Below are 20122 nucleotides of genomic sequence, written 5' to 3'. Positions count from 1 at the left end.
CGTCGACGGCCTGCTGAAGGCACTGCGCCACCTGGGCGTCCTCGACCAGGACGGCTCCACCCCGGCACCGATCCGCGCATGGGTCTGGTCCGGCGGCGTCACCGCCGAGGCCACCGGCCTGTGGTACCCGGAGTTCTCCTTCGACGCCGACGTCATCGGCGAAGTCGCCGAGGGCGACCTCCTCGGCCGTATCGTCGACCCGGTCGACGGCCGGGAGCACACGGTGCACGCCCCGGCCGACGGGCGGATCTTCTACGGCATGCACGGCCTCACCGTCGCCCCCGGCAAGGAACTGGCCGCCCTGGCCATCCCGTGGGACCCCGACACGGCCACGCGCCCCACCGCCCTCCACATCCCCGGCGTAGGCAGCACCGAACCCGACGAGGCCGATCCCCGCCCATAGGCAGCCCCCACCCCCAGCCGCCCCCAACCACCACCCTCGGCCGCTCCCCTTCCCCCGGCCGGGGAGGCACACGATGCACCTTCGCCGGGCACCCGCTGAGCGCGGCCATCGCCCGCGCAACCTCCACATCACGGAGCGGGACCGGATCCTGGACCACGTCCGCGACCTCCAGGACGACCTGGCCAAGCGCAGGGCGGCCTTACCGGCCTGCCCGTCGTCGGCGACATCCGCGGCCCGAGTTCATCTACTCGTGTGAGTCCTTCGGCGACCTCGACGACCACGGGTCCAGCAGCACCGCCCGCACAGAACTGATCGTCGGCCTGATCCCGCGCCGACTGCCCGAGGCCGGCCTGCCCGCAGGCACGCTCGCCGAGGCATCGGCCCGCCTGTGAACCACCTATGAAAGGAACAACATGTACTCCATCGGTCCACTGACCGTCGCTCCGGGCGAGCGCGCCCAGGGCCTCATCCCGGTCGGCACCAGCAGCTACGGCGTGGAGCTCGGCATCCCGCTGATCGTCGTCAACGGCGCCCAGGACGGCCCGGTCCTGTGTGTGGACGCGGGCGTGCACGGCGACGAGTACGACGGCCAGGAGGCCATCCGGCGCGTCCTCGCCGACCTCGACCCGGCCACCCTGCGCGGCACGGTCGTCGGCATCCCCTGCCTGAACACCCCGGCCTTCGAGGCGGCGGCCCGCGCGAGCGGCATCGACCACCTCAACCTCAACCGCATCTTCCCGGGCGACGCGGAGGGCTCGTACTCGCAGCGTCTGGCCGCCACCTTCGTCGAGAAGGTCGTCCCCGCCGTCGACGCCGTGGTCGACCTGCACACCGGTGGCGCCTACGGCGAGATCGCCCCGCTGGTCATCCTCCAGGGCGGCTACGAGGACCTGGCGACGGACATCGCGCTCGCCGCCGGGCACGAGCTGGTCTGGAAGGGCGGCAAGTGGGGCGGCACGGTCCGCCACCCCGTCCTCGAAGCCGGCAAGCCCGCCATCACCATCGAGTGCGGTGGCGCCACGTATCGCGAGACCAACGTCGAGCAGCACATGCACTCGGTCCGCAACATCCTGCGCCAGCTCGGGATGATCGACGGCGAGACAGAGCTGCGGGACAGCTACACCACCGTCTCCGGCACCTTCGCCCGCTCCGACGCCGGCGGCTTCTTCGTCTCCCACGCCGAGCCGGGCGAGACCTGCAAGGAAGGCGACCTGATCGGGACCATCTCCGACCACTACGGCAACGTGCTGGAGGAGGTCCGCGCGCCGCAGCAGGGCATCGTGCTCTGGGTGCGCCGGATCCGCACAGTCCGTCCGGGCGACGAGGTCGTCATCTTCGGCGAGGTGCAGGGAGAGATCCTGAGTTGCTGATCGGCGGAAACCAGGTCCCCGCCGCCAGGGGTCGCGCCTTCACCGTCGTCAACCCGTCGAACGGGACGGCCGTCGCTGCCCGCCGGCGGCGGTGACACTGCGGGGACTTTCCGCGACGTGGTCGTGGGAAGTCCCTGCCGCCCTGACGGGTCGTGCTCGCTCGCCCCCTTGCTGCACCCCACGCACACGCGCGCCTGAACATGCTCCGAGAGAAGGCCAGGTGATCGACGACGACGTCACCATCACCTGACGTTTCCCCTCAACTACCCGTAACAGGTCAGGAATTCGCCATGTCTCCACCCCTCCATGCCCACACGCGGCCCCTCCCCGAGGCAGCGGTGCTCAAAGGGCTGCCTCCCGTGCGTGAGGTGAGCGCCGCGGAAGTGGCCGCCCGCATCTCCGGCGGCCCCCGTCTCGTCGTCCTCGACGACGATCCCACCGGCACCCAGACGGTCGCCGACGTGCCCGTCCTGACGTCCTGGACGGTGGACGACCTGCGCTGGGCGCTGCGCCAGGACAGCACCGTCTTCTTCGTCCTCACCAACACCCGCAGCCTGTCCCCCGAGGACGCCGCCGCCCGCGACCGCGAGGTGGTCCGCGCCCTGCACGCGGCGTCGGCGGCCGAGGGCACCGGCTACGTGCTGGCCAGCCGTGGGGACTCCACGCTTCGCGGCCACTTCCCGCTGGAGACCGATGTCCTGACCGAGGAACTCGGCACGGTCGACGGCGTCGTGCTGGTCCCCGCCTACATCGAGGCGGGCCGGCTGACCGTCGGCTCCCGCCACTGGATGCGGACGGCCGACGGGCTGCTCCCGGTCGGGATGAGCGAGTTCGCCCGTGACGCCACCTTCGGCTACCGCAGCTCGTCGCTGCCCGAGTGGGTCGAGGAGAAGACGGGCGGACGCGTGCCCGCGGACGAGGTCCTGCGCGTCACCCTCGACGACCTGCGCGGCGGCGGCCCGGCGCACACGGCGCGGTTGCTGTCCTCACTGCGCGGCGGACGTACGGCCGTGGTCGACGCGGTGTGCGACGACGATCTGCGGGTGCTGGCCCTGGCCCTCGCGGAGGCGGAGGAGAACGGCACGCAGCTGCTGTACCGGGTCGGGCCGTCCTTCGTCAGGGCCCGCGCCGGGCAGGCGGCGCGGGCACCGCTCACCCCGGCCGAACTGCGCCCGCTGCGCGGCAACGCACCGCACGGTCTCATCGTCGTGGGCTCTCATGTCGCTCTGACGACACGGCAGTTGGACCGACTGCGGGAGCGAGGTGGGATCGCCGAGTACGAGCTGGACGTGGCCCTGCTGCTCGACGAGAAGCGGCGTGACGCCCACATCGCCGGGGTCGCGGCCGCGGCCGCCGGCGCGCTGGACTCGGCCGACGCCGTGATCCGCACCTCTCGCGTGCTGGTGACGGGTGCCGACGCGAACGACAGTCTCGCGATCTCCCGCCGGGTCTCCGCCGCACTCGTCGAGGCCGTGCGCCAGGTCAACGCCACCCGGCGGCCCGCCTTCGTCGTCGCCAAGGGCGGTATCACCTCCAGCGACACCGCCACCCACGGCCTTGGGATCCGCCGTGCCTGGGCCCGGGGCACCCTGCTGCCCGGCATCGTCTCCCTCTGGGAGCCCGCGGATGGCCCCGCCGCCGGTATCCCCTACATCGTCTTCGCCGGGAACGTCGGGGGCGCCGACGCCCTCGCCGACGCCCTCGAGCTGCTGAGGAGTGCCTGATGCTGCTGCACGGAACCGATGCCCTGAAGAAGGCCGCGGCCGCCGGTCACGCCCTGCCTGGCGGCGGGCCGCGACGCGGTCCGGGACGCCGCCCTGGACGTCATCGGCCGCCTGAGCCCCCGCCCCGAGGGGACGAACGCATGACCTGAACTCGGCCCCGCCGCCTGGAGACACACCGCACCGGCGGACACAAGACCGTCGTCCACCCTCCCAGCCGTGCGCGCTGCGCGCGGTTCGCACCACTCTGTCCCGCGCTCTCGTGCCCTCCTGGACACGCGGGCCGATACCGCGCCCTGCTGGAGCCCCACATGTCCACCACTGCCTCGATCGCCGTGCTCCACACCAGCCTGCTGTTCGTCAACGCCGATCCGGTCATCAACGACTACCTCGCGGAACTCGCGCCCGACGCCAAGGTCCTGCACTTCGTCGACAGCGACGTACTCGCAGCCGTGGTGCGCGACGGTGAGGTCTCACCTGCCAGCACGCAGCGCATGGTGCACCTGGCCCAGGCCGCGGAGTCCGCGGGGGCCGACGTCGTCTTCTCCGCCTGCTCCTCGGTCGGTCCGGCCATCGACGTGGCCCGGCGCCTGGTCTCCGTCCCCATCGTCAAGATCGACGACGCGATGACCGCGTCCGCGGTCGAGACCGCCAACACCATCGGCGTCCTGGCCACGGTCCCCACGACGCTGCCGCCGACCCGTGCCCTCGTCGAGGAGAAGGCCCGGGCGGCCGGCCGCGACATCACCGTGCGGGAGCGGCTCTGCGAGGGCGCCTTCTCGGTGCTGATGTCCGGTGACCGCGACCGCCACGACGCGATGGTGCTGGGCGGGGCACGGGCGCTGGCCGAGGAGGCCGACGTGATCGTGCTGGCCCAGGCATCCATGGCACGGCTGGCTCCCGCGATCACCGAAGCCGTCGGCAAGCCCGTGCTCTCCAGCCCGCGCAGCGGAGCGGAGAACGCGGTGCGTGTGCTGCGCGAGCAGACGGCTGAACCCGCCCATGCCGCAGACAGCGCCTAGCAGACCTCATGGCCGAGGAGATCTTCGGTCCGGTGGCTCCCGTCAGCCCGTTCGGCAGGGAGGAGGAAGCCGTCCACAGGGCCAACGACACCCGGAGGGGTCTCGCGGGCTACCTGCGCACTCGGATTCGGCGATGATCCCGGTGTACGTCCTGGCGCTCGTCCTCGTCGTCGAAGCCGCAGCGGTGCTCACCACCGAGAAGCACGTCGTCAACCACCGACCCGGGCCTCCCCGGCCGGAACGCAGGAGCCAGCATGCCGAGGTTCGCAGCGAACCTGTCCATGATGTACACCGAGCACGATTTCCTCGACCGCTTCGCCGCGGCCTCGGCCGACGGCTTCCAGGCCGTGGAGTACCTCTTCCCTTATGCGTACGACGCCGCCGAGCTGCGCCGCCGGCTCGACGACCACGGCCTGGAGCAGGTGCTCTTCAACGCGCCTCCCGGAGCATGGGAGTCCGGAGAGCGCGGGTTGGCGGCACTGCCCGGACGCGAGGCACAGGTGCGTTCCGGGGTCGACCGGGCGCTGGAGTACGCGGCGGCGCTGGGCTGCCCGCGGGTGCACCTGATGGCCGGGCTGGTCCCACCGGACGCGACACCGGCCGAGCGGGCCCGGCACCGCGACACCTACCTGACCAACCTGGCCTGGGCCGCGGAACGGGCCGCCGCCGCGGGCGTCGTCATCATGATCGAGCCGATCAACGGCCGCGACATGCCCGGATACTTCCTGAGCACCCAGGCCGAGGCCCATGCCGTGGTGCAGGAGGTGGGAGCCTCGAATCTCAAGGTGCAGCTCGACCTCTACCACTGCCAGATCGTCGAGGGCGACCTCACCGCGACCCTGCGCCGCGACCTGCCGACCGGCCGGGTCGGTCATCTACAGATCGCGGGCGTGCCCGACCGGGGCGAGCCCGATCGGGGTGAGCTCAACGTCCGCCACCTGCTCGACGTGGTGGACGAGCTGGCGTTCGACGGGTGGATCGGCTGCGAGTACCGCCCCCGCGCCGGCACGAGTGAAGGTCTCCGCTGGCTGAACGACTACCGGAGCCGGCAAAGGGGGTTGCGGAGGTCAGGCGGCCGCCGCGCCGAGAGGCCGGCGTGACGGCGTAGTCCGGCACACGCATGACGCCCGTGCTGCACTCGCCTTCCACGCTGCGGCAAGGCGGTCCGTGAGGCGTCCAAGACGCGATGCGGACCTGCCTCATCAGCCAGCCTGTCAGCTGTCGGCGGCCGAGGTGGCGGCCGTGACGAACGCCGCGGCCGCAGGCGACAGGCTGCCGCGGCGGCTGACGAGGGCGACGTCCAGGGTGGCCCTCGGCTCGATGTCCAGGATGCGGGCGCCCAGCCGCCGGGCGACGTCCCGCCAGGAATCCGTGACCACCGCGAGTCCGACCCCGGCCAGTACCAGGGGCATGAGCGACACACGGTGCTCGGTCTCAGCGGCGACGGTGAACTCGATGCCCTGTTCCCGCAGCGCGTCGACGTAGGCACGCATCCCCGTACCCGGCTGCCCGACGATCAGCCGCTGTCCCGCGAGCTCCCGGCACTCCACCGCCGTCCGGCCGGCGAACGGGCCGTCGGCCGGCACCATCAGCACAAAACGCTGCCGCCCCAGCGCGTGTGAGGCGACCTCCTTGTCGGAGACGGGACCGGCGGACGCCAAAAGCCCCAACTCCACGGCACCCGTGCGCACCATGTCGATCACGTCACGCGAGGTGAACGCCGCTTTGATGGCCACGGAGACGCCGGGATACCGATGGCTGAAGGCACTCACCAGACTCGTCAGCGGCTCCACCGCCTGCGACGGCATGGACGCCACATCCAGGCGCCCCTCACGCAGCTCATGCACCGCCGCGACGCTCGCCCGGGCCGTCTCCAGACTCCGCACGGCCTCCCGGGCAGGCTCGATCAGAGCCCTTCCGGCCTCCGTCAGCACTGCCCTGCGCCCGATGCGATGGAACAGCTCGGAGCCGAGGTCACGCTCCAGCGCCCGCACGGCCTGCGACAGCGACGGCTGCGACACGTACAGAGCCGAGGCCGCACGGTTGAACCCCCCACGATCAACAATCGCCAGGAAGTACTCCAGCTGCCGAACATCCATTTCGCGCCCTCTGCCCCTCAACAAATCAGCCGACGACTCGATTGGTCCCGACCATGGTTGCGTGAAGGACAGCCTCGACGAAGTACGGACCACCGATGCGGTGGATCAGCGTGCCGTGCACGCCATGGTGCAGGCGCTGCGCCCCTGTCCGGCCGCCGGAGCGCCGGCCTCAACAGAGCGGTGTGTGGGTGCCGAAGGAGCGTTGGTGGTAGGTGAGGGGGCTGAGATCTGCCGGGTCGCCCTCGCCTGGTTCGGCCGTGACGACATGGGCGAGCAGGACAGTATGGTCCCCGGCGGTGACGTACTCACCGGCCTTGGCGGCGATCCATGCCGCCGAGCCCGGCAGGCGGGGTCGATCCTGGCTCGGCGACCAGGTCACGCCGTCGAACTTGTCCGGTCCGGAACGGGCGAAGGCGAGAGCGAGATCTGCCTGGTGAGCGCCCAGGATGTTGAGACCCAGTCGTCCGGTGCGGCGGATGACCGCGAGCAGTTGAGAGCGGTTGTCCAGGGACACCAGCACCATCGGGGGTGTGAGGGACAGCGAGACGAAGGCGCTGACGGTGGTGCCGTGCGGGCGCGAGCCGTCCATCGCGGTGGCCACGGCGACGGGGGAGACAACGGTGGACATGGCGTCGCGAAACGCTTGCAGAGTGATGGCGCTGGAGGGCTTGGGGGTGGGCATGACCGGGCCGTTTCTGTGACGCGGGAGTCGAGCCCGTACTCGTCGCGTTCCGAGACGGTCGCACGGGCTGGGGCCTTCTTGTTCGAGGTGGAACAGGCAGCGTTCCTAGAGATGGGGACGGCTTGGTCGACCATGGCCTCGACGCCCTGGCAGTGGCCGTCGATGACGCCACGGGCGAGAACATCCCACAGGCTCCACATCACTGCCAGGCCGCCGCCCTGAGTACGTCCGGCTCCTCCGGTTCGCGCGAACTCAGGGGTGGTTGATCAGGTGGTGGGCCACGCCGGCGACGGTGGGAGACTCGAAGAGGGAGCGGATGTCCAGGTCGACGCCGAAGACCGAACGGATGCGCTCGGTCAGGCGGATGCCCAGCAGCGAATGACCGCCCACGCGGAAGAAATTGTCGTGGATCCCGATGCCGGGGAGATCGAGCACCTCCGCGAACAGGGTGCACAAGAGCTCCTCCTGCGGAGTGCGCGGGGCGGCGCCGGTGGTGGTGCGCGGGATTGGGTCCGGGAGCGCCCTGCGGTCGAGTTTGCCGTTCGGTGACAGCGGAAACGCGTCGAGCACCGTGAACGTCGCCGGGATCATGTGCTCCGGGAGGTGGCGTGCCGCGGCGCGGCGGACCTCCTGCTCGAACAGGTCCGGGTCGGAGAGGGCCCCCCGGCCAGGGCGGGGCTCGGCGGCGGGCCGGGCCGTGCCGTCCGGCGCGTCGCCGAGGCGGCGGGCGTACAGGGTGACCAGTCCCGTGTCCATGAGGACGGGCGCCGTCTCGACCTCGACGGCGTAGCCGTGAGCTGTGAGCCGGTCCTTGACGCGGGCCACCCTGTCGCCCACGTCGTGCGCCTCGATCGCCAACTGGCGGATGAGGGGCCAGTGCGCGTCGTCGATGCCGTCGAGGACCTCGAGTTCGCTCTTCTCCGCGTCGATCTTCAGTAGGTCGACGCGGTCCACTCCGGTCTCGCGGATGACGTCGGACAGGGTCCGCAGCCGGCAGACCACCTCCTCGTGCCCCAGCCGTTCGGTGAGCAGCACGTCGAGGTCAGCCTCGGCTCCCGGCACATCGAGGCCCGTCGCGGAAGGGTCGTTACGTATGTACGCCTCCACGACGCCGCGTTCCTGCGCCGTGTCACCGAACCGCCCGGACATGATGGACAGGCCCGGGTAGTAGGTGAACGTCGCCGTGTCCTCCTTCTCACCGATCCCGTACGGGAACAGCCGGACGTCGGCGCCGTGGATGCGGGTGTTCAGCTCCAGCAGACGGAACAGGTCGGGGATGGGCTCGAACGCGTGGATGACGGCGTCCGGGCAGGACCGGGCGACCGCGAGGGTGAACAGCCCGATGTGCGCGCCGACGTCGAACACGCATGCGCCCGGCGGCAGGGTGATGCCGTTACGGAGGTACTCGCGGTGCTCGAAGATCTCCTGGTAGACGAAGTCCGTCTCGGTGTGGTTGCCCGATGCGACGAGCATGCCGTTGGGCAGTGTGTGCCGCTCGTCGGCGCCGAGCAGGCCCTCGCGTTCGAGCCGGCACACCTGGAGCAGGGGACCCGCCTTGCGGGCGTCCGGAACGAGGTAGGCGGCGAGTCGCGCGCCGCCCGTCTCGTCCGGCCGGGCCACGACCGCGGCGGCTGCCACGGGGGGCAGGCCCGCCAGTACGTCCTCCACCTCGCCCGGTTCGACGCGCATGCCCCGCACCTTGACCTGGTGGTCGGTCCGGCCGACGTACTCGACGGCTCCGTCGGGGCGCAGGCGGGCGAGGTCGCCGGTGCGGTACATACGACTGCCGGGCGGCCCGTACGGGTTGGGGAAGAAGCGGTCCGCGGTGAGGTCCGGCCGGTTCACGTAGCCGCGGGCCAGTTGGACGCCGGTGATGTGGAGTTCGCCGGTGACGCCGGGCTCCACCGGCCTCAGGTCGGTGTCGAGGACGTGGAGGCCGGTGTTCCACACGGGTCGGCCGATGGGGACCGGCCCCGGCGGGTCGTCCGCCCGGCACTCCCAGTGGGAGACGTCCACAGCCGCCTCCGTGGGGCCGTACAGGTTGTGCAACTCGGCGCCGCCGAGGACGGCGAAGAACCGGTCACGCAGCTCACCGGGGAGGGCCTCTCCGCTGGCGAAGACCCGGCGCAGACCGGTACACACGGCTGCTGCGGGCTCGTCGAGGAACAACCTGAGCATCGACGGCACGAAGTGGACGGTCGTCACCCGCTGGGACCGGATCAACTCCGCGAGGTACCGCGGGTCCCGGTGTCCGCCGGGCTCGGCCACGACGAGGCAGGCGCCGACGCTCAGCGGCCAGAAGAACTCCCACACCGAGACGTCGAAGTCCGCCGGGGTCTTCTGGAGCACCCGGTCGTCGGCGCCGAGCGAGTAACGGTCCTGCATCCACCGAAGCCTGTTGACGATCGCCCGGTGCGGTACGGCGACGCCCTTCGGCCGTCCGGTCGACCCCGAGGTGTAGATCACGTACGCGGTGCTCAGCGGGTGCGGCGGCGCGGGCAGGGGCTTGTTGTCCTCCGCCGCGTCCCGTGCCGACAGGTTCCGGATGTCGTCGGCGGTCAGCACCGTCACGGGCCGCGCGTCCTCGATCATGAGCGCGACCCGTTCGGCCGGATGCCCCGGATCGACCGGCAGGTAGGCCGCCCCTGTCTTGTGGACCGCGTACAGGGCGAGGAGGAGTTCCACGGAGCGCGGCACGCTCACCGCTACGACGGTCTCCGGCCCGGCGCCGAGAGCCGCCAGGGCACGGGCCAACCGCTCGGCCCGGGCGTCCAGTTCGGCGTAGGTCAGTACGCTGCCGTCGGCAACGACCGCGACCGCGTCGGGTGTTCTGGCCACCTGCGCCGAGAAGAGCTCGGGCAGAGTGGTCGGCGGGTTGTGCACGCTGTCCCCCATGATGTCGCTTCCCTTACGGCCTGGCGGGCCGCTGTACCGCGCCGAGGGCGGCGTGCGGCGGCCGAACCGGCAGGTCGTAGCACCGCCGGATACTGGTGCCGAGCCTGCCGACGTCGGCTCCGTACACGTGCAGGGAGACGGTCAGGCCGTCGGTCGCGCTGCGGACCTCGTGGATGTCCCCCGGCGGCGAGAGGTAGGTGACGGTGCCGGTGTGGTTGGCGGTCACGTCGGCGGGGACGAGGTGCGGTGAGCCGTCCTCGTCGACGAGCTGGTAGCGGATCTCCTCCTCGGCTCCTCGGTAGATGCCGATCACACACCAGCAGACGTGGTCGTGGATCGGGGTGTGCTGGCCGGGCAGCCACACGAGGGCGACGACGGAGAACGTGCCGTCCGGCTCGATGTGCAGGACGTGTTGCCTGTACGCGGCCTGATCGGCGGCCAACTGCTCATCGGTCAGCAGGTCGTCGTGGCGCAGATGGGCGGCGAGGACGTCCGAGACCTGCCGGCCCGGTTGCTCGGACCGGCCTTCGGCGGGGATGCGCAGCGCGTCGCGGATCTCCCTGACAAGGGTGTCCAGTCGCGATCCCCTGGAGGAGGGAGCGGGCATCGTGCTCCTTTCGTACCGCGCCCGGCCGGTAGGGGTGACGGTGTCGACTCGGGTGTGTCCCGGCCCGTGCCCGGTGCGGGACGGGCCGGTCGCCGGATCAGGTCTGGCGGCGGGCACGGGCGCGGGCCATCCGGTTCTGCTGCTGCTGCCGGCGTGCGTTGGCCCGGCTCTTGACCTGCTCGATCGCGTGTCCGCTCGCCTCGTCCGGTTCGGCGCCGGCCCCGTCGATCAGCCGCGCAAGACCGGCGACGGTGAGCACTTCGTACAGCTGCGCCACCGTGAGCGAGGCGCCCAGGGACTTGTTGACGGTCGCCACGAGCTGGATGGCGATCAGGGAGCTTCCGCCGAGGTCGAAGAAGCTGTCGTCGACGCCGACCTGGTCGATGCCGAGCAGGTCCTGCCACGCCTTGCACAGCTGCCGCTGGGTCTCCCCGTTGGGCGGGACGTAGGTGCTGGGGACCTGCGGGCGGGGGTGGAGGGTCTGCGGTGTGCCGAGTCCGGCCAGCCGTTCGTCACCCCCGGCGTCCGCACCGAGCACGAAAGCCTGCTCGATCAGGGCCTTGACGTCCACGGGAGACACGATCAGCTGGGGTTCGGGCGACGAGGAGAGGACACGTTCCAGGGCTTCCAGGGCCTCAGCCGACGCCATGCCGCGCTCCGCGACGTCCTTGCCGCGGACCTCCGCCAGCGCGTCGGGGAGGTCCGTCGCGACGGCCATGCCCGCGTCCTTCCACGGCCCCCAGTCGACGGTGAGCACCCGCCGATCGGGCGCGTGGGTGTGGGCGTACGCGTCGAGGAAGCTGTTGGCGGCCACGTAGTCGGCCAGGCCGAAGTCACCGACGTGGGCGGCGTTGGAGCCGAAGAGGAACAGGAAGTCGGGCCGCCGCTCGGCCAGCGCGTGGTCGAGGTGGAGCGTTCCGAGCACCTTCGGGCCCAGGACCTGGGCGGCCTTCTCGGAGGTCCCGAGCTGGACGAGGCCGCCGCCGGCCAGGCCCGCCGCGTGGAAGGCACCGTGGATGCCTCCCCACCGGTCCACGACGGCGGAGACGGCGGCCTCGACCTGGTCGCGGTCGCAGACGTCGGCGTTCAGCAGCATCACCTCGGCGCCCCGCCGCCGGATGGCGCGAGCCTTCTCGATGACCTCGGCGGTCCTGCCGCCGCCGGGCTGTGCGAGCCGGCGGTCCCACTCCTCCTCCGGGGGGACGGGGGTGCGGGCGAGCAGGGCCAGTCTCCGGCCGGGGCGGGCGAGGTGCTCCGCCAGAGCGAGCCCGAGCCCACCGGTTCCGCCGGTGATCAGATAGACACCGTCGTCGCGCAGGGTGGAGGGGGCACTGTCCGAGGGCGGCAACGGCGCAGGTACGTAGGTCTGCGACCAGCGGTGTGTCCCCCGGTAGGCGACGGCGGCGTGCTCGGGCGGCACGGAGAACTCGCGCAGCAGTTGGTCGGCGGTGCGCTCGATCGGCTCACCGTCGAGGACGATGTCGACGCTGCGGCAGGCGAGGGCGGGGTGTTCGCGCGGGATGACACGGACGGGGCCGAGCAGAGTGGACTTGAGCGGCATGAGCCGTTCGGTGCCGATGACCCGGTGCAGGCCGTCGCTGACGACCCAGATGCCGCAGTTCGGGTGGTCGGGGTGGCTGTTGAGTGCCTGGGCCAGGAAGATCAGGCCGTCGAAGGCGCGGCGGGCGGCGGCGAATCCCGCGGCGGCGGCACCGCTCTCCGGGTCGGGGGTGGCGCCGGTGACGTTCCAGCAGTGGGCGATGTGGGTGGGCAGGTGGTCCTGTTCGCGCAGTGCCCGCAGCAGCCGTACGTAGTGGTCCGCGTCGGCGGGATCGATGGTGAAACGGCCGGGGGCCTGCGTCCACTGGTCTCCCGCGGTCACCGTGGCCACCTGGGCGCCCTCGCGGCGCAGCCGGGCCGTCAGCGCCTCGGCGAGGCCCAGCCGGTCGTCGAAGACGAGCCAGCGCCGGCCGGTGGGGAAGGTGGGCGCCTGGGGAAGTACGGTGCGTTCCCAGGACGGGGCCTGTATCCAGTCGGTGACGTCGGCCCGGCGGGTCGCCGGGGTACTCGCGGCGGGTTCGGCGTGCCGGTCCAGCCAGTACCGCTGCCGCTGGAACGGGTAGACGGGCAGGGCGACTCTGTGGAGCCGCCCGCCTTGGTGCGGCTGGTGGAAGGCGGTCCAGTCGGGTTCGCCGCCGGCGAGCCACAGTTGGCCGAGGGCGCGCTGTGCGGCCTCCACCGGGTGCCTCTTGTCCTGGCGGTGCGGCAAGGAGGAGGTGACGAGGCGGGGGGCTTCGCCCGAGACAACGCGCCGGGCGAGGCTGGTGAGGGTCTGGCCGGGGCCGATCTCCAGGAATACGAGGTCGGGTTCCTCCGCCAGGGTGCGCACACCGGCGTCGAACTCCACCGGGGCAAGTACGTGCCGGCCCCAGTACGCCGGGTCGCGGGCCTCGTCGTCCGTGATCCAGGTGCCCGTCACGTTGGACACGAACCTGGTGCGGGGCGCCTGCCTCGGTACGGCCGCGACGGCCGCGACGAACCGGTCGACCATGGGCCGCATCATCGGGGAGTGGAAGGCGTGCGAGGTGCTGACCGGCCGGGTGGCGATGCCCCGCTCCGCGAGCAGCGCGGCGAACGCCGCCACGGCGGCGTGGTCTCCGGAGACGACGCAGTCCTTGGGGCCGTTGTGGGCGGCCAGGGACGCGTCGGCGGGGAGGAGGGAGAGGACGGTCGCACGGTCGGCGACGACGCTGAGCATCGCCCCGGTCGGCTGCTCCTGCATCAGCTCTCCGCGCAGCGCCACCAGGGCAAGGGCGTCCCGCAGGGTGAACACTCCGCCGAGGCACGCCGCGACGAGTTCTCCCAGACTGTGGCCGAGCAGGGCGGCGGGTACGACGCCCCATGACTCCCAGAGCCGTGCCAGGGCGTATTCGAGGACGAAGAGGGCCGGCTGGGCGAGCCTGGTCCGGCTGAGTTCGGCGGCGGCGGCCTCGGACCCGTCCGCGTCGAGCAGCAGTTCCAGGAGCCCCGCGTCGCCGCCGCCACGCGAGGCCAGTTCCTTCAGGCAGAGGTCCGCGGCGTCGCGGAAGACCGGTTCGTGCGCGTAGAGCTCCCTGGCCATGCCGGGGTACTGGCCTCCCTGCCCGCTGAGCAGGAACGCGACGCGCGGGGGCGTGCCGCCGCACTCGCCGGTTGTCACCCGCGCCGGGTCCCGTGACTCCAGAGCAGTGGCGAGCGACGCGGCGTCGGGGCCGGTGACAGTGCGGCGTACCGGGAAGCGGTGGCGGCCCGTCGCGGCGGTGTACGTGATGTCGGTGAGCCGTGCCCGTCCTCGGCGCAGTCGCGCGGCCATCGTGTCACTCAGCTCCTCCAACGCCGCGTGGGTGCGCGCGGACAGCACGAGGAGGTGCGAGGGGCGTTCGGGCCGGGTGTCCGTTCCGGCGTCGGGACGGCCCTCCCGGGGGCCTTCCTCCAGGACGACGTGGGCGTTGGTGCCGCCGAAGCCGAAGGCGCTGACCCCGGCCAGGCGGGGCTTCCCGGAGCGCGGCCACGGTGCCGTGTCCCGCTGGACGGTGAAGGGTCCGGCGGCGAAGTCGATGTCCGGGTTGGGGGATTCGAAGTGCAGGGTGCGTGGCAGCGTCTCGTGCCACAGGGACAGGACCGTCTTGATCAGTCCCGCGATGCCCGCGGCGGCGTCCAGGTGGCCGAAGTTCGACTTGAGCGATCCGAGGGCGACCGTGGCGGGGGGCACGCCCTCGTAGGCCTTGGTGAGGGCGCGGACCTCGATCGGGTCTCCGAGCGAGGTGCCGGTGCCGTGCGCCTCGACGTAACCGATCGCGGCCGGCTCCGTACCGGCGTCGCGCAGCGCGTCCGCGATCACCCTGGCCTGACCGGCCACTGTGGGGGCGGTGAAGCCGACCTTGACCGCTCCGTCGTTGTTGACGGCCGAACCCTTGATGACGGCGTAGACGGTGTCGCCGTCGGCGAGGGCGTCGTCGAGGCGCTTGAGCACCACGGCGCCCGCGCCGCTGCCGAACAGGGTGCCGGCCGCGCGGGCGTCGAAGGGGCGGCAGTGGCCGTCCGGGGAGACGAACGAGCCTTCCTGGTGGAAGTAGCCGCGCTCCTGCTCCAGGTTGAGGAAGACACCGCCGGAGAGCGCCATGTCGCACTCGCGCTCGCGCAGCGAGCGGCAGGCCAGGTGCACGGCGACCAGCGACGTGGAGCACGCGGTGCGCAGCGAGACGCTGGGGCCGCGCAGGTCGAGCTTGTAGGAGACCCGCGTGGACAGGAAGCCCAGCTCGTTGCCGAGGAGGATCTGCGTTCCGCCGGTGGTCTCGACGATCTCGGGGTGGGAGTAGACGTGGGCCAGGTAGCCGTTGCTGCCGGCGCCGGCGAACACGCCGATGTCCCCGCCGAACCGGGCCGGGTCGTACCCGGAGTGCTCCAGCGCCTGCCACGCCGTCTCCAGGAAGACCCGGTGCTGCGGGTCCATGATCTCCGCCTCGCGGGCCGTGTAGCCGAAGAACTCGGCGTCGAACGTGTCGATGCCGGGCAGGCAGGCGCCGGCGCGGACGAAGTTCGGCTGGTCGAGGTGGTCCGATGAGGCGCCTGCGGCGAGGAGCTGTTCGTCGGTGAAGAAGGAGATGCTTTCCACGCCGTCGCGTACGTTCGCCCAGAACTCGTCCAGGTCGCGTGCGCCGGGGAAGCGTCCCGCCATGCCGACGATCGCGATGTCCCGGTCCCGGCTCATGCGAGTTCACCGATCAGGTCGGCCAGCGAACGGATGGTGGGACCCTCGTACACGACGGTCAGCGGGACGGCGATGCCGAGGCCGCTGCGCAGCCGGTGCACCACCTGAAGGCCGAGCAGCGAACTGCCGCCCAGTTCGAAGAAGTTGTCCTGCACTCCCACCGCCTCGATGCCGAGCAGTTCCTCCCAGATGGCGGCGAGCCGGCGTTCCAGGTCGGTCGCCGGGGCCACGTACGGGTTGCGCAGGCTGGGGCGGGCGTGGCGGTGCTCCACCGCCGTCATGTCCTGGACAGGTGCGGACCACTGCCGGATGCGCTCGTCGAGGTCGGTCGTGGAGACGATGACCTGGGAGCGGGTCGCCGCGTCGAGGAGGCGCTCGAAGACGGCACGTCCCTCGTCCGGGTCGAGGGCGACGTGATGGATGGCGGCGCCGATGCCGGCTTCCGCGGTGTCGTCGCCGGGGAAGTGCCACGCCTCCCAGTTCAGCGACGTCCACCGGATGCGACCGGGCTGCGGCTCGCGCCGGGCGAAGGAGTCGAGGAAGGCGTTGGCGGCGGCGTAAGCGGTGAACCCGAGTCCGCCGAGCAGGGCCGCGACGGAGGAGCAGAGCAGCGCGAAGTCGAGGGGCTGTCCTTGCAGGGCCCGGTCGAGTACGTACACGCCGTGCAGTTTCGGCCCGAAGTGGCGGGAGCAGTCGTCGTCCGTGAGGTCGGCGAGCACCTGGTGAGCGGCCGGTCCTGTGGTGCCTGCGGCGTGAATGACGCCGTTGACGGGGCCGCACTCCTGGACGGCCTTGTCCACCGCGGCGGCGACCGCGTCGGGGTCGGCCACGTCCACGGCCGAGATGACGACCGTGGCGCCCATGGCCTCCAGTTCGCGGACGGCGTCGATGGCCGCGGCGGTGGCGGGGGCGTGCGCGCCGCCCCAGGTACCGCGGTCGGGCAGGCCCGTACGTCCCATCAGGACCAGGTGCGCGCCTGGGGCGCGGGCAGCGATGGCGCGGGCGAGGACCAGCCCGATCTTGCCGAGGCCGCCGGTGATCAGGTAGACGCCGCCGGGCCGCGGCCCGGCCCCGGCGCGCGCCGTCAGCGGCGCCGGTACGAGGACCTGGCGCCAGCGCGTCGTGCCGCGCAGCGCGACGATCCCGCTGTCGGCCCCGGCGGCGAGTTCCGCGAGGACCCGGTCCGCGAGGCCGGGCGCGCCGGTCGGGACGGGCACGTCGATCTGGGCGCAGCGCAGGGACGGATACTCCTGGGGAGCGACCTTGCACACGCCCGCGACGGCGGCCTTGACGGGGTTCACCGGCTCGTCTCCGAGAACCGGGTACGTCTCGCTGGACAGCACGGTCCAGTGCTGCTCGCCCACCATCAGTTCGGGCTCGCACGCGCGGGCCCACCGCACGAGGCTGTGGAAGCCGCGGTCCAGGGTCTCCTCGGCCGCCGCGCGGTCGTCCGTCGCCGGGCCCGGGTCGACGGCCCAGCAGTGCACCACGCGGTCGGGGAAGGTCCCCCGGGCGCGCAGGCCCTCGGCGAGTCTGCCGTAGTGGTCCGGGTCGGCGGGGTCCATGACGTACCGGTCGGGACCCTCGTCCTGCCAGGTGGGGCCGGCGGTGACGGTCACGACGGGGGCGCCCAGCGCGGACAGCCGGGCGGCGACGTCGCCGCCGAGCCCGCTGTCGTCGGCGAACACGAGCCAGCGGTGACCGTCCGCCGCGAGGGTGTCCTCCACGGGCCCGAGCCGCTGCCACGAGGTGTCGTAGAACCAGTCGTCCATCCCGGCCCGTTCCTCGGGCGCGGCCGAGTGCCGGTCGCGCCGGTCGGCGTCGAGCCAGTACCGGGTGCGGGCGAACGGGTAGGAGGGCAGCACCACCCGGCGGCGCGGGGTGTGCGCGTGCAGGCCCGCCCAGTCGGGGGTGACCCCGGCGAGCCACAGCCGGCCGAGTGCCCGCAGCGCTGCCGCCCGGTCGGACTCGGCGGTGAACGCGTCGGGCAGTGACGGGACGACGACCCGGTCGGTGACCTCCGCGCTCGCCGGGTGCTGCATCGCCGCCGAGGTCAGCGCCCGGCCGGGGCCGACCTCGACGAGGACGACGCCGTCCACGCCCCACAGGGTGCGCATGCCGTCGGCGAAGCGGACCGGGAGCCGTACGTGCCGGGCCCAGTAGTCGGGGTCCGTCGCCTCCTCCGCGGTGATCCACGTGCCGGTGATGTTGGAGACGAACGGGATGGCGGGCGGGCTCAGCCGTACCCGGCGCACGGCCTCGGCGTACGGCGCGACCACCGGGTCCATCATCGGGGAGTGGAACGCGAACCGGGTGTTGAGTCGCCGCGAGACCACCCCGGCCGCCTCCAGCGCGGCGGTCACTCGGTCGATCGCCTCGGGCGGTCCGGCCAGCACGCAGGTGCGCGGGTCGTTCACGGCGGCCACGGACACCTCGTCGGTGAGATGCCGCGCGACCTCCTCCTCGGTGAGGGGTACGGCCACCATGGCGCCCTCGCCGCAGGCGGAGATCAGCCGGGCTCGCTCCACGACCAGCCGCAGAGCGTCCGGCAGGGAGAACACCCCGGCCAGGCACGCGGCGACGTACTCACCGAGGCTGTGGCCGATCATCGCCTCGGGGACGACGCCCCAGGCGCGCCACAGCCGGGCCAGCGCGTACTCGACGGCGAACACGGCCGGGTAGCCGAGCGCGGGCTGGTCCAGCGGGTGGTCGCTGATCCGGGGGCCCATCAGCATGCGCCGGAGGTCCGGCTTCCCGTCGCCCTCGGGGCGGCGCGCGGCCTCCCGGTCGAAGACGACCTCGCGGATGTCCCTGCCGAGGAGCGGGTCGAGGATCAGGGAGCATTCGTCGAGCGCCTGCCGGAAGGCCGGCTCGGTCGCGTAGAGGCGCTCCGCCATCATCGGGTACTGCTCGCCGAAGCCGCTGAACATGAAGGCGACGGGGCGGTGGCCGTCCCCCGGGCGGGCGGCGGAGAGGACGCGCCCGTCATCGCGGGCGTCGAGGGCGTCGAGGGCCTCCGCCGAGCCGGACGCGACGAGCACCCGGCGGTGGTCGAACGTCCTGCGGCCCGTCTGGAGGGTGAACGCCAGGTCGCCCAGGGGGGTGTCGGGGTGTTCGCGCAGATGGTCCGCGAGCCGGTCGGACATCGCTTCGAGGGCGGTGTCGCTGCGGGCGGAGAGGACGACGAGGTGCTCCTCGCCCGAGGGCTCGGGCGCGGGACGGTCCGGGGCCTGCTCCAGTACGACGTGCGCGTTGGTGCCGCCCAGTCCGAAGGAGCTCACTCCGGCGCGGCGTGGGCCGTCGGTGACGGGCCAGGGCGCGACCTCGGTGTTGACGAAGAACGGGCTGTCGTCCAGGGCGATGTGCGGGTTGGGGCGCTTGAAGTGGAGGGTGGGCGGGATCTGCCCGTGCTCGACGGCGCTGACGGCCTTGATCATCCCTGCGATGCCGGAGGCCGCGTCGAGGTGGCCGATGTTGGTCTTCACCGCGCCGAGGGCACAGAAGGAGCGCTTGTCGGTGCCCGCGCCGAACGCCGCCGTGAGCGCGGCGAACTCGATGGGGTCCCCGAGGACCGTGGCGGTGCCGTGCGTCTCGACGTACCCGACGGTCTCGGGTTCCACGTCGGCGTTGGCCAGGGCGGTGGTGATGACCGACGCCTGGGAGTCGGCGCTCGGTGCGGTGAACCCGACGCGCCGGTCGCCGTCGTTGTTGAGGGCGGAGCCCTTGATGACGGCGTGGACGTGGTCCCCGTCGGCGATGGCGTCACCCAGCCGCTTGAGGACGACCATACCGACACCGTTGCCGCCGACGGTGCCCCGGGCGTCCGCGTCGAAGGAGCGGCAGTAGCCGTCCGGCGAGAAGATGCCGTCCTCGGCGTACAGGTAGCCCTTGTGCTTCGACTCGTCGACGGCGACACCGCCCGCGAGGGCCATGTCGCACTGGAAGGAGAGCAGTGCCTGGCAGGCCAGGACCACCGAGACCAGCGAGGTGGAACAGGCCGACTGCACGTTGACGCTGGGGCCTTGGAGACCGAGCTTGTACGACACGCGGGAGGCGAGGAAGTCGCCGCTGTTGCCGATCATGACCTGGCTGCCGCCCAGCATGTCGGCCGCCCGGCGGTTCGCCGCCACGTTGAACATCAGGTACGTGTTGGTGCCGGCGCCGGCGTAGACGCCGATCAGTCCGTCGTAGCGGGCCGGGTCGTGGCCGGCCTTCTCCAGGGCGCCCCAGGCGCATTCGAGCAGCAGCCGGTGCTGGGGGTCCATCAGTTCGGCCTCGCGCGGCGAGTAGCCGAAGAACTCCGCGTCGAAGCTGTCGATGTCGGCCAGCTCGTTGGCCGCCGGTACGTACAGCGGGTCGCGAGCCGTCTCCGGGTCGACCCCCCGGCTGAGCAGCTCGTCCTCGGACAGGAATGTGACCGCGCACTTCCCGTCCCGTATGTTGCGCCAGAAGGCGTCGACGTCCGGGGCCTTCGGGAACCGGCCCTCCATGCCGATCACCGCGATATCCAGGCTCTCCGCGTACTCGTCGAACTGCTGGTCTGTCATCGGTCTCCCGTCCCCGCAGCGAGCAT

The 20122-nt window shown here is 72.1% G+C and carries 12 protein-coding genes and 2 pseudogenes; 7 read left to right on the top strand and 7 right to left on the bottom strand.

Going from position 1 to position 20122, the window contains the following annotated elements; translation table 11 throughout:
- The 7 genes and pseudogenes from KUM44_RS45670 to otnI form a co-directional block, all read left to right on the top strand.
- Positions 1-403 (top strand): annotated as a pseudogene (locus KUM44_RS45670) (ethanolamine utilization protein EutE); the annotation flags it as partial.
- A 73-nt stretch (positions 404-476) separates the two neighbouring features.
- Positions 477-659 (top strand): hypothetical protein, encoded by a 183-nt coding sequence (locus KUM44_RS25710; RefSeq protein ID WP_217211505.1) that lies wholly within the window; start codon positions 477-479, stop codon positions 657-659.
- Positions 660-816: 157 nt separating this feature from the next.
- Entirely contained in the window at positions 817-1773 is a 957-nt protein-coding gene (locus KUM44_RS25705) for a succinylglutamate desuccinylase/aspartoacylase family protein (RefSeq protein ID WP_217211503.1), read from the top strand.
- 290 nt (positions 1774-2063) lie between these two features.
- A complete protein-coding gene (locus KUM44_RS25700) occupies positions 2064-3497 on the top strand; it encodes a four-carbon acid sugar kinase family protein (protein WP_254390080.1) in 1434 nt (477 codons plus the stop codon).
- Positions 3498-3805: 308 nt separating this feature from the next.
- On the top strand, positions 3806-4516 hold the full coding sequence (locus KUM44_RS25695; RefSeq protein ID WP_217211502.1) for an aspartate/glutamate racemase family protein: 711 nt from the start codon (positions 3806-3808) through the stop codon (positions 4514-4516).
- 8 nt (positions 4517-4524) lie between these two features.
- A complete protein-coding gene (locus KUM44_RS25690; RefSeq protein WP_217211500.1) occupies positions 4525-4653 on the top strand; it encodes an aldehyde dehydrogenase family protein in 129 nt (42 codons plus the stop codon).
- 117 nt (positions 4654-4770) lie between these two features.
- Positions 4771-5616: a 2-oxo-tetronate isomerase gene (gene otnI / locus KUM44_RS25685; RefSeq protein ID WP_217211498.1), complete on the top strand. Its 846-nt coding sequence runs from the start codon at positions 4771-4773 to the stop codon at positions 5614-5616.
- Positions 5617-5730: 114 nt separating this feature from the next.
- On the opposite strand, the gene KUM44_RS25680 is transcribed toward otnI, so the two are convergent.
- The 7 genes and pseudogenes from KUM44_RS25680 to KUM44_RS25655 all read right to left on the bottom strand — a co-directional run bounded on the left by KUM44_RS25680 (position 5731) and on the right by KUM44_RS25655 (position 20096).
- On the bottom strand, positions 5731-6615 hold the full coding sequence (locus tag KUM44_RS25680) for a LysR family transcriptional regulator (protein WP_217211496.1): 885 nt from the start codon (positions 6613-6615) through the stop codon (positions 5731-5733).
- 169 nt (positions 6616-6784) lie between these two features.
- The gene (locus KUM44_RS25675) at positions 6785-7297 is read right to left on the bottom strand and encodes a flavin reductase family protein (RefSeq protein ID WP_217211494.1); all 513 of its coding nucleotides are present in this window, start codon (positions 7295-7297) and stop codon (positions 6785-6787) included.
- A gap of 252 nt (positions 7298-7549) precedes the next feature.
- Positions 7550-8770 (bottom strand): FkbM family methyltransferase, encoded by a 1221-nt coding sequence (locus KUM44_RS47645; protein ID WP_374202075.1) that lies wholly within the window; start codon positions 8768-8770, stop codon positions 7550-7552.
- Positions 8771-8857: 87 nt separating this feature from the next.
- Positions 8858-10171 (bottom strand): annotated as a pseudogene (locus tag KUM44_RS47640) (amino acid adenylation domain-containing protein); the annotation flags it as partial.
- A gap of 34 nt (positions 10172-10205) precedes the next feature.
- Positions 10206-10799: a cysteine dioxygenase family protein gene (locus KUM44_RS25665; RefSeq protein WP_217211489.1), complete on the bottom strand. Its 594-nt coding sequence runs from the start codon at positions 10797-10799 to the stop codon at positions 10206-10208.
- Between the two features lie 97 nt (positions 10800-10896).
- A complete protein-coding gene (locus tag KUM44_RS25660) occupies positions 10897-15549 on the bottom strand; it encodes a type I polyketide synthase (RefSeq protein WP_217211487.1) in 4653 nt (1550 codons plus the stop codon).
- Positions 15546-20096: a type I polyketide synthase gene (locus KUM44_RS25655; RefSeq protein ID WP_217211485.1), complete on the bottom strand. Its 4551-nt coding sequence runs from the start codon at positions 20094-20096 to the stop codon at positions 15546-15548. The genes KUM44_RS25660 and KUM44_RS25655 overlap by 4 nt, the downstream gene beginning before the upstream one ends.
- Positions 20097-20122: the final 26 nt, after the last annotated feature.

The organism is Streptomyces sp. AC550_RSS872, from assembly GCF_019049285.1.
GTDB lineage: Bacteria > Actinomycetota > Actinomycetes > Streptomycetales > Streptomycetaceae > Streptomyces.
This window is presented reverse-complemented; position numbering and strand designations above follow the sequence as displayed.

Excerpts from the sequence above, each read along its gene's own strand:
- KUM44_RS25660 (WP_217211487.1), bottom strand. The coding sequence starts at position 15,549 with ATGAGCCGGGACCGGGACATCGCGATCGTCGGCATGGCGGGACGCTTC.
- KUM44_RS25680 (WP_217211496.1), bottom strand. The coding sequence starts at position 6,615 with ATGGATGTTCGGCAGCTGGAGTACTTCCTGGCGATTGTTGATCGTGGG.
- KUM44_RS25705 (WP_217211503.1), top strand. The coding sequence starts at position 817 with ATGTACTCCATCGGTCCACTGACCGTCGCTCCGGGCGAGCGCGCCCAG.
- KUM44_RS25695 (WP_217211502.1), top strand. The coding sequence starts at position 3,806 with ATGTCCACCACTGCCTCGATCGCCGTGCTCCACACCAGCCTGCTGTTC.
- otnI (WP_217211498.1), top strand. The coding sequence starts at position 4,771 with ATGCCGAGGTTCGCAGCGAACCTGTCCATGATGTACACCGAGCACGAT.
- KUM44_RS47645 (WP_374202075.1), bottom strand. The coding sequence starts at position 8,770 with ATGCTCGTCGCATCGGGCAACCACACCGAGACGGACTTCGTCTACCAG.
- KUM44_RS25710 (WP_217211505.1), top strand. The coding sequence starts at position 477 with ATGCACCTTCGCCGGGCACCCGCTGAGCGCGGCCATCGCCCGCGCAAC.
- KUM44_RS25655 (WP_217211485.1), bottom strand. The coding sequence starts at position 20,096 with ATGACAGACCAGCAGTTCGACGAGTACGCGGAGAGCCTGGATATCGCG.
- KUM44_RS25700 (WP_254390080.1), top strand. The coding sequence starts at position 2,064 with ATGTCTCCACCCCTCCATGCCCACACGCGGCCCCTCCCCGAGGCAGCG.
- KUM44_RS25690 (WP_217211500.1), top strand. The coding sequence starts at position 4,525 with ATGGCCGAGGAGATCTTCGGTCCGGTGGCTCCCGTCAGCCCGTTCGGC.
- KUM44_RS25665 (WP_217211489.1), bottom strand. The coding sequence starts at position 10,799 with ATGCCCGCTCCCTCCTCCAGGGGATCGCGACTGGACACCCTTGTCAGG.
- KUM44_RS25675 (WP_217211494.1), bottom strand. The coding sequence starts at position 7,297 with ATGCCCACCCCCAAGCCCTCCAGCGCCATCACTCTGCAAGCGTTTCGC.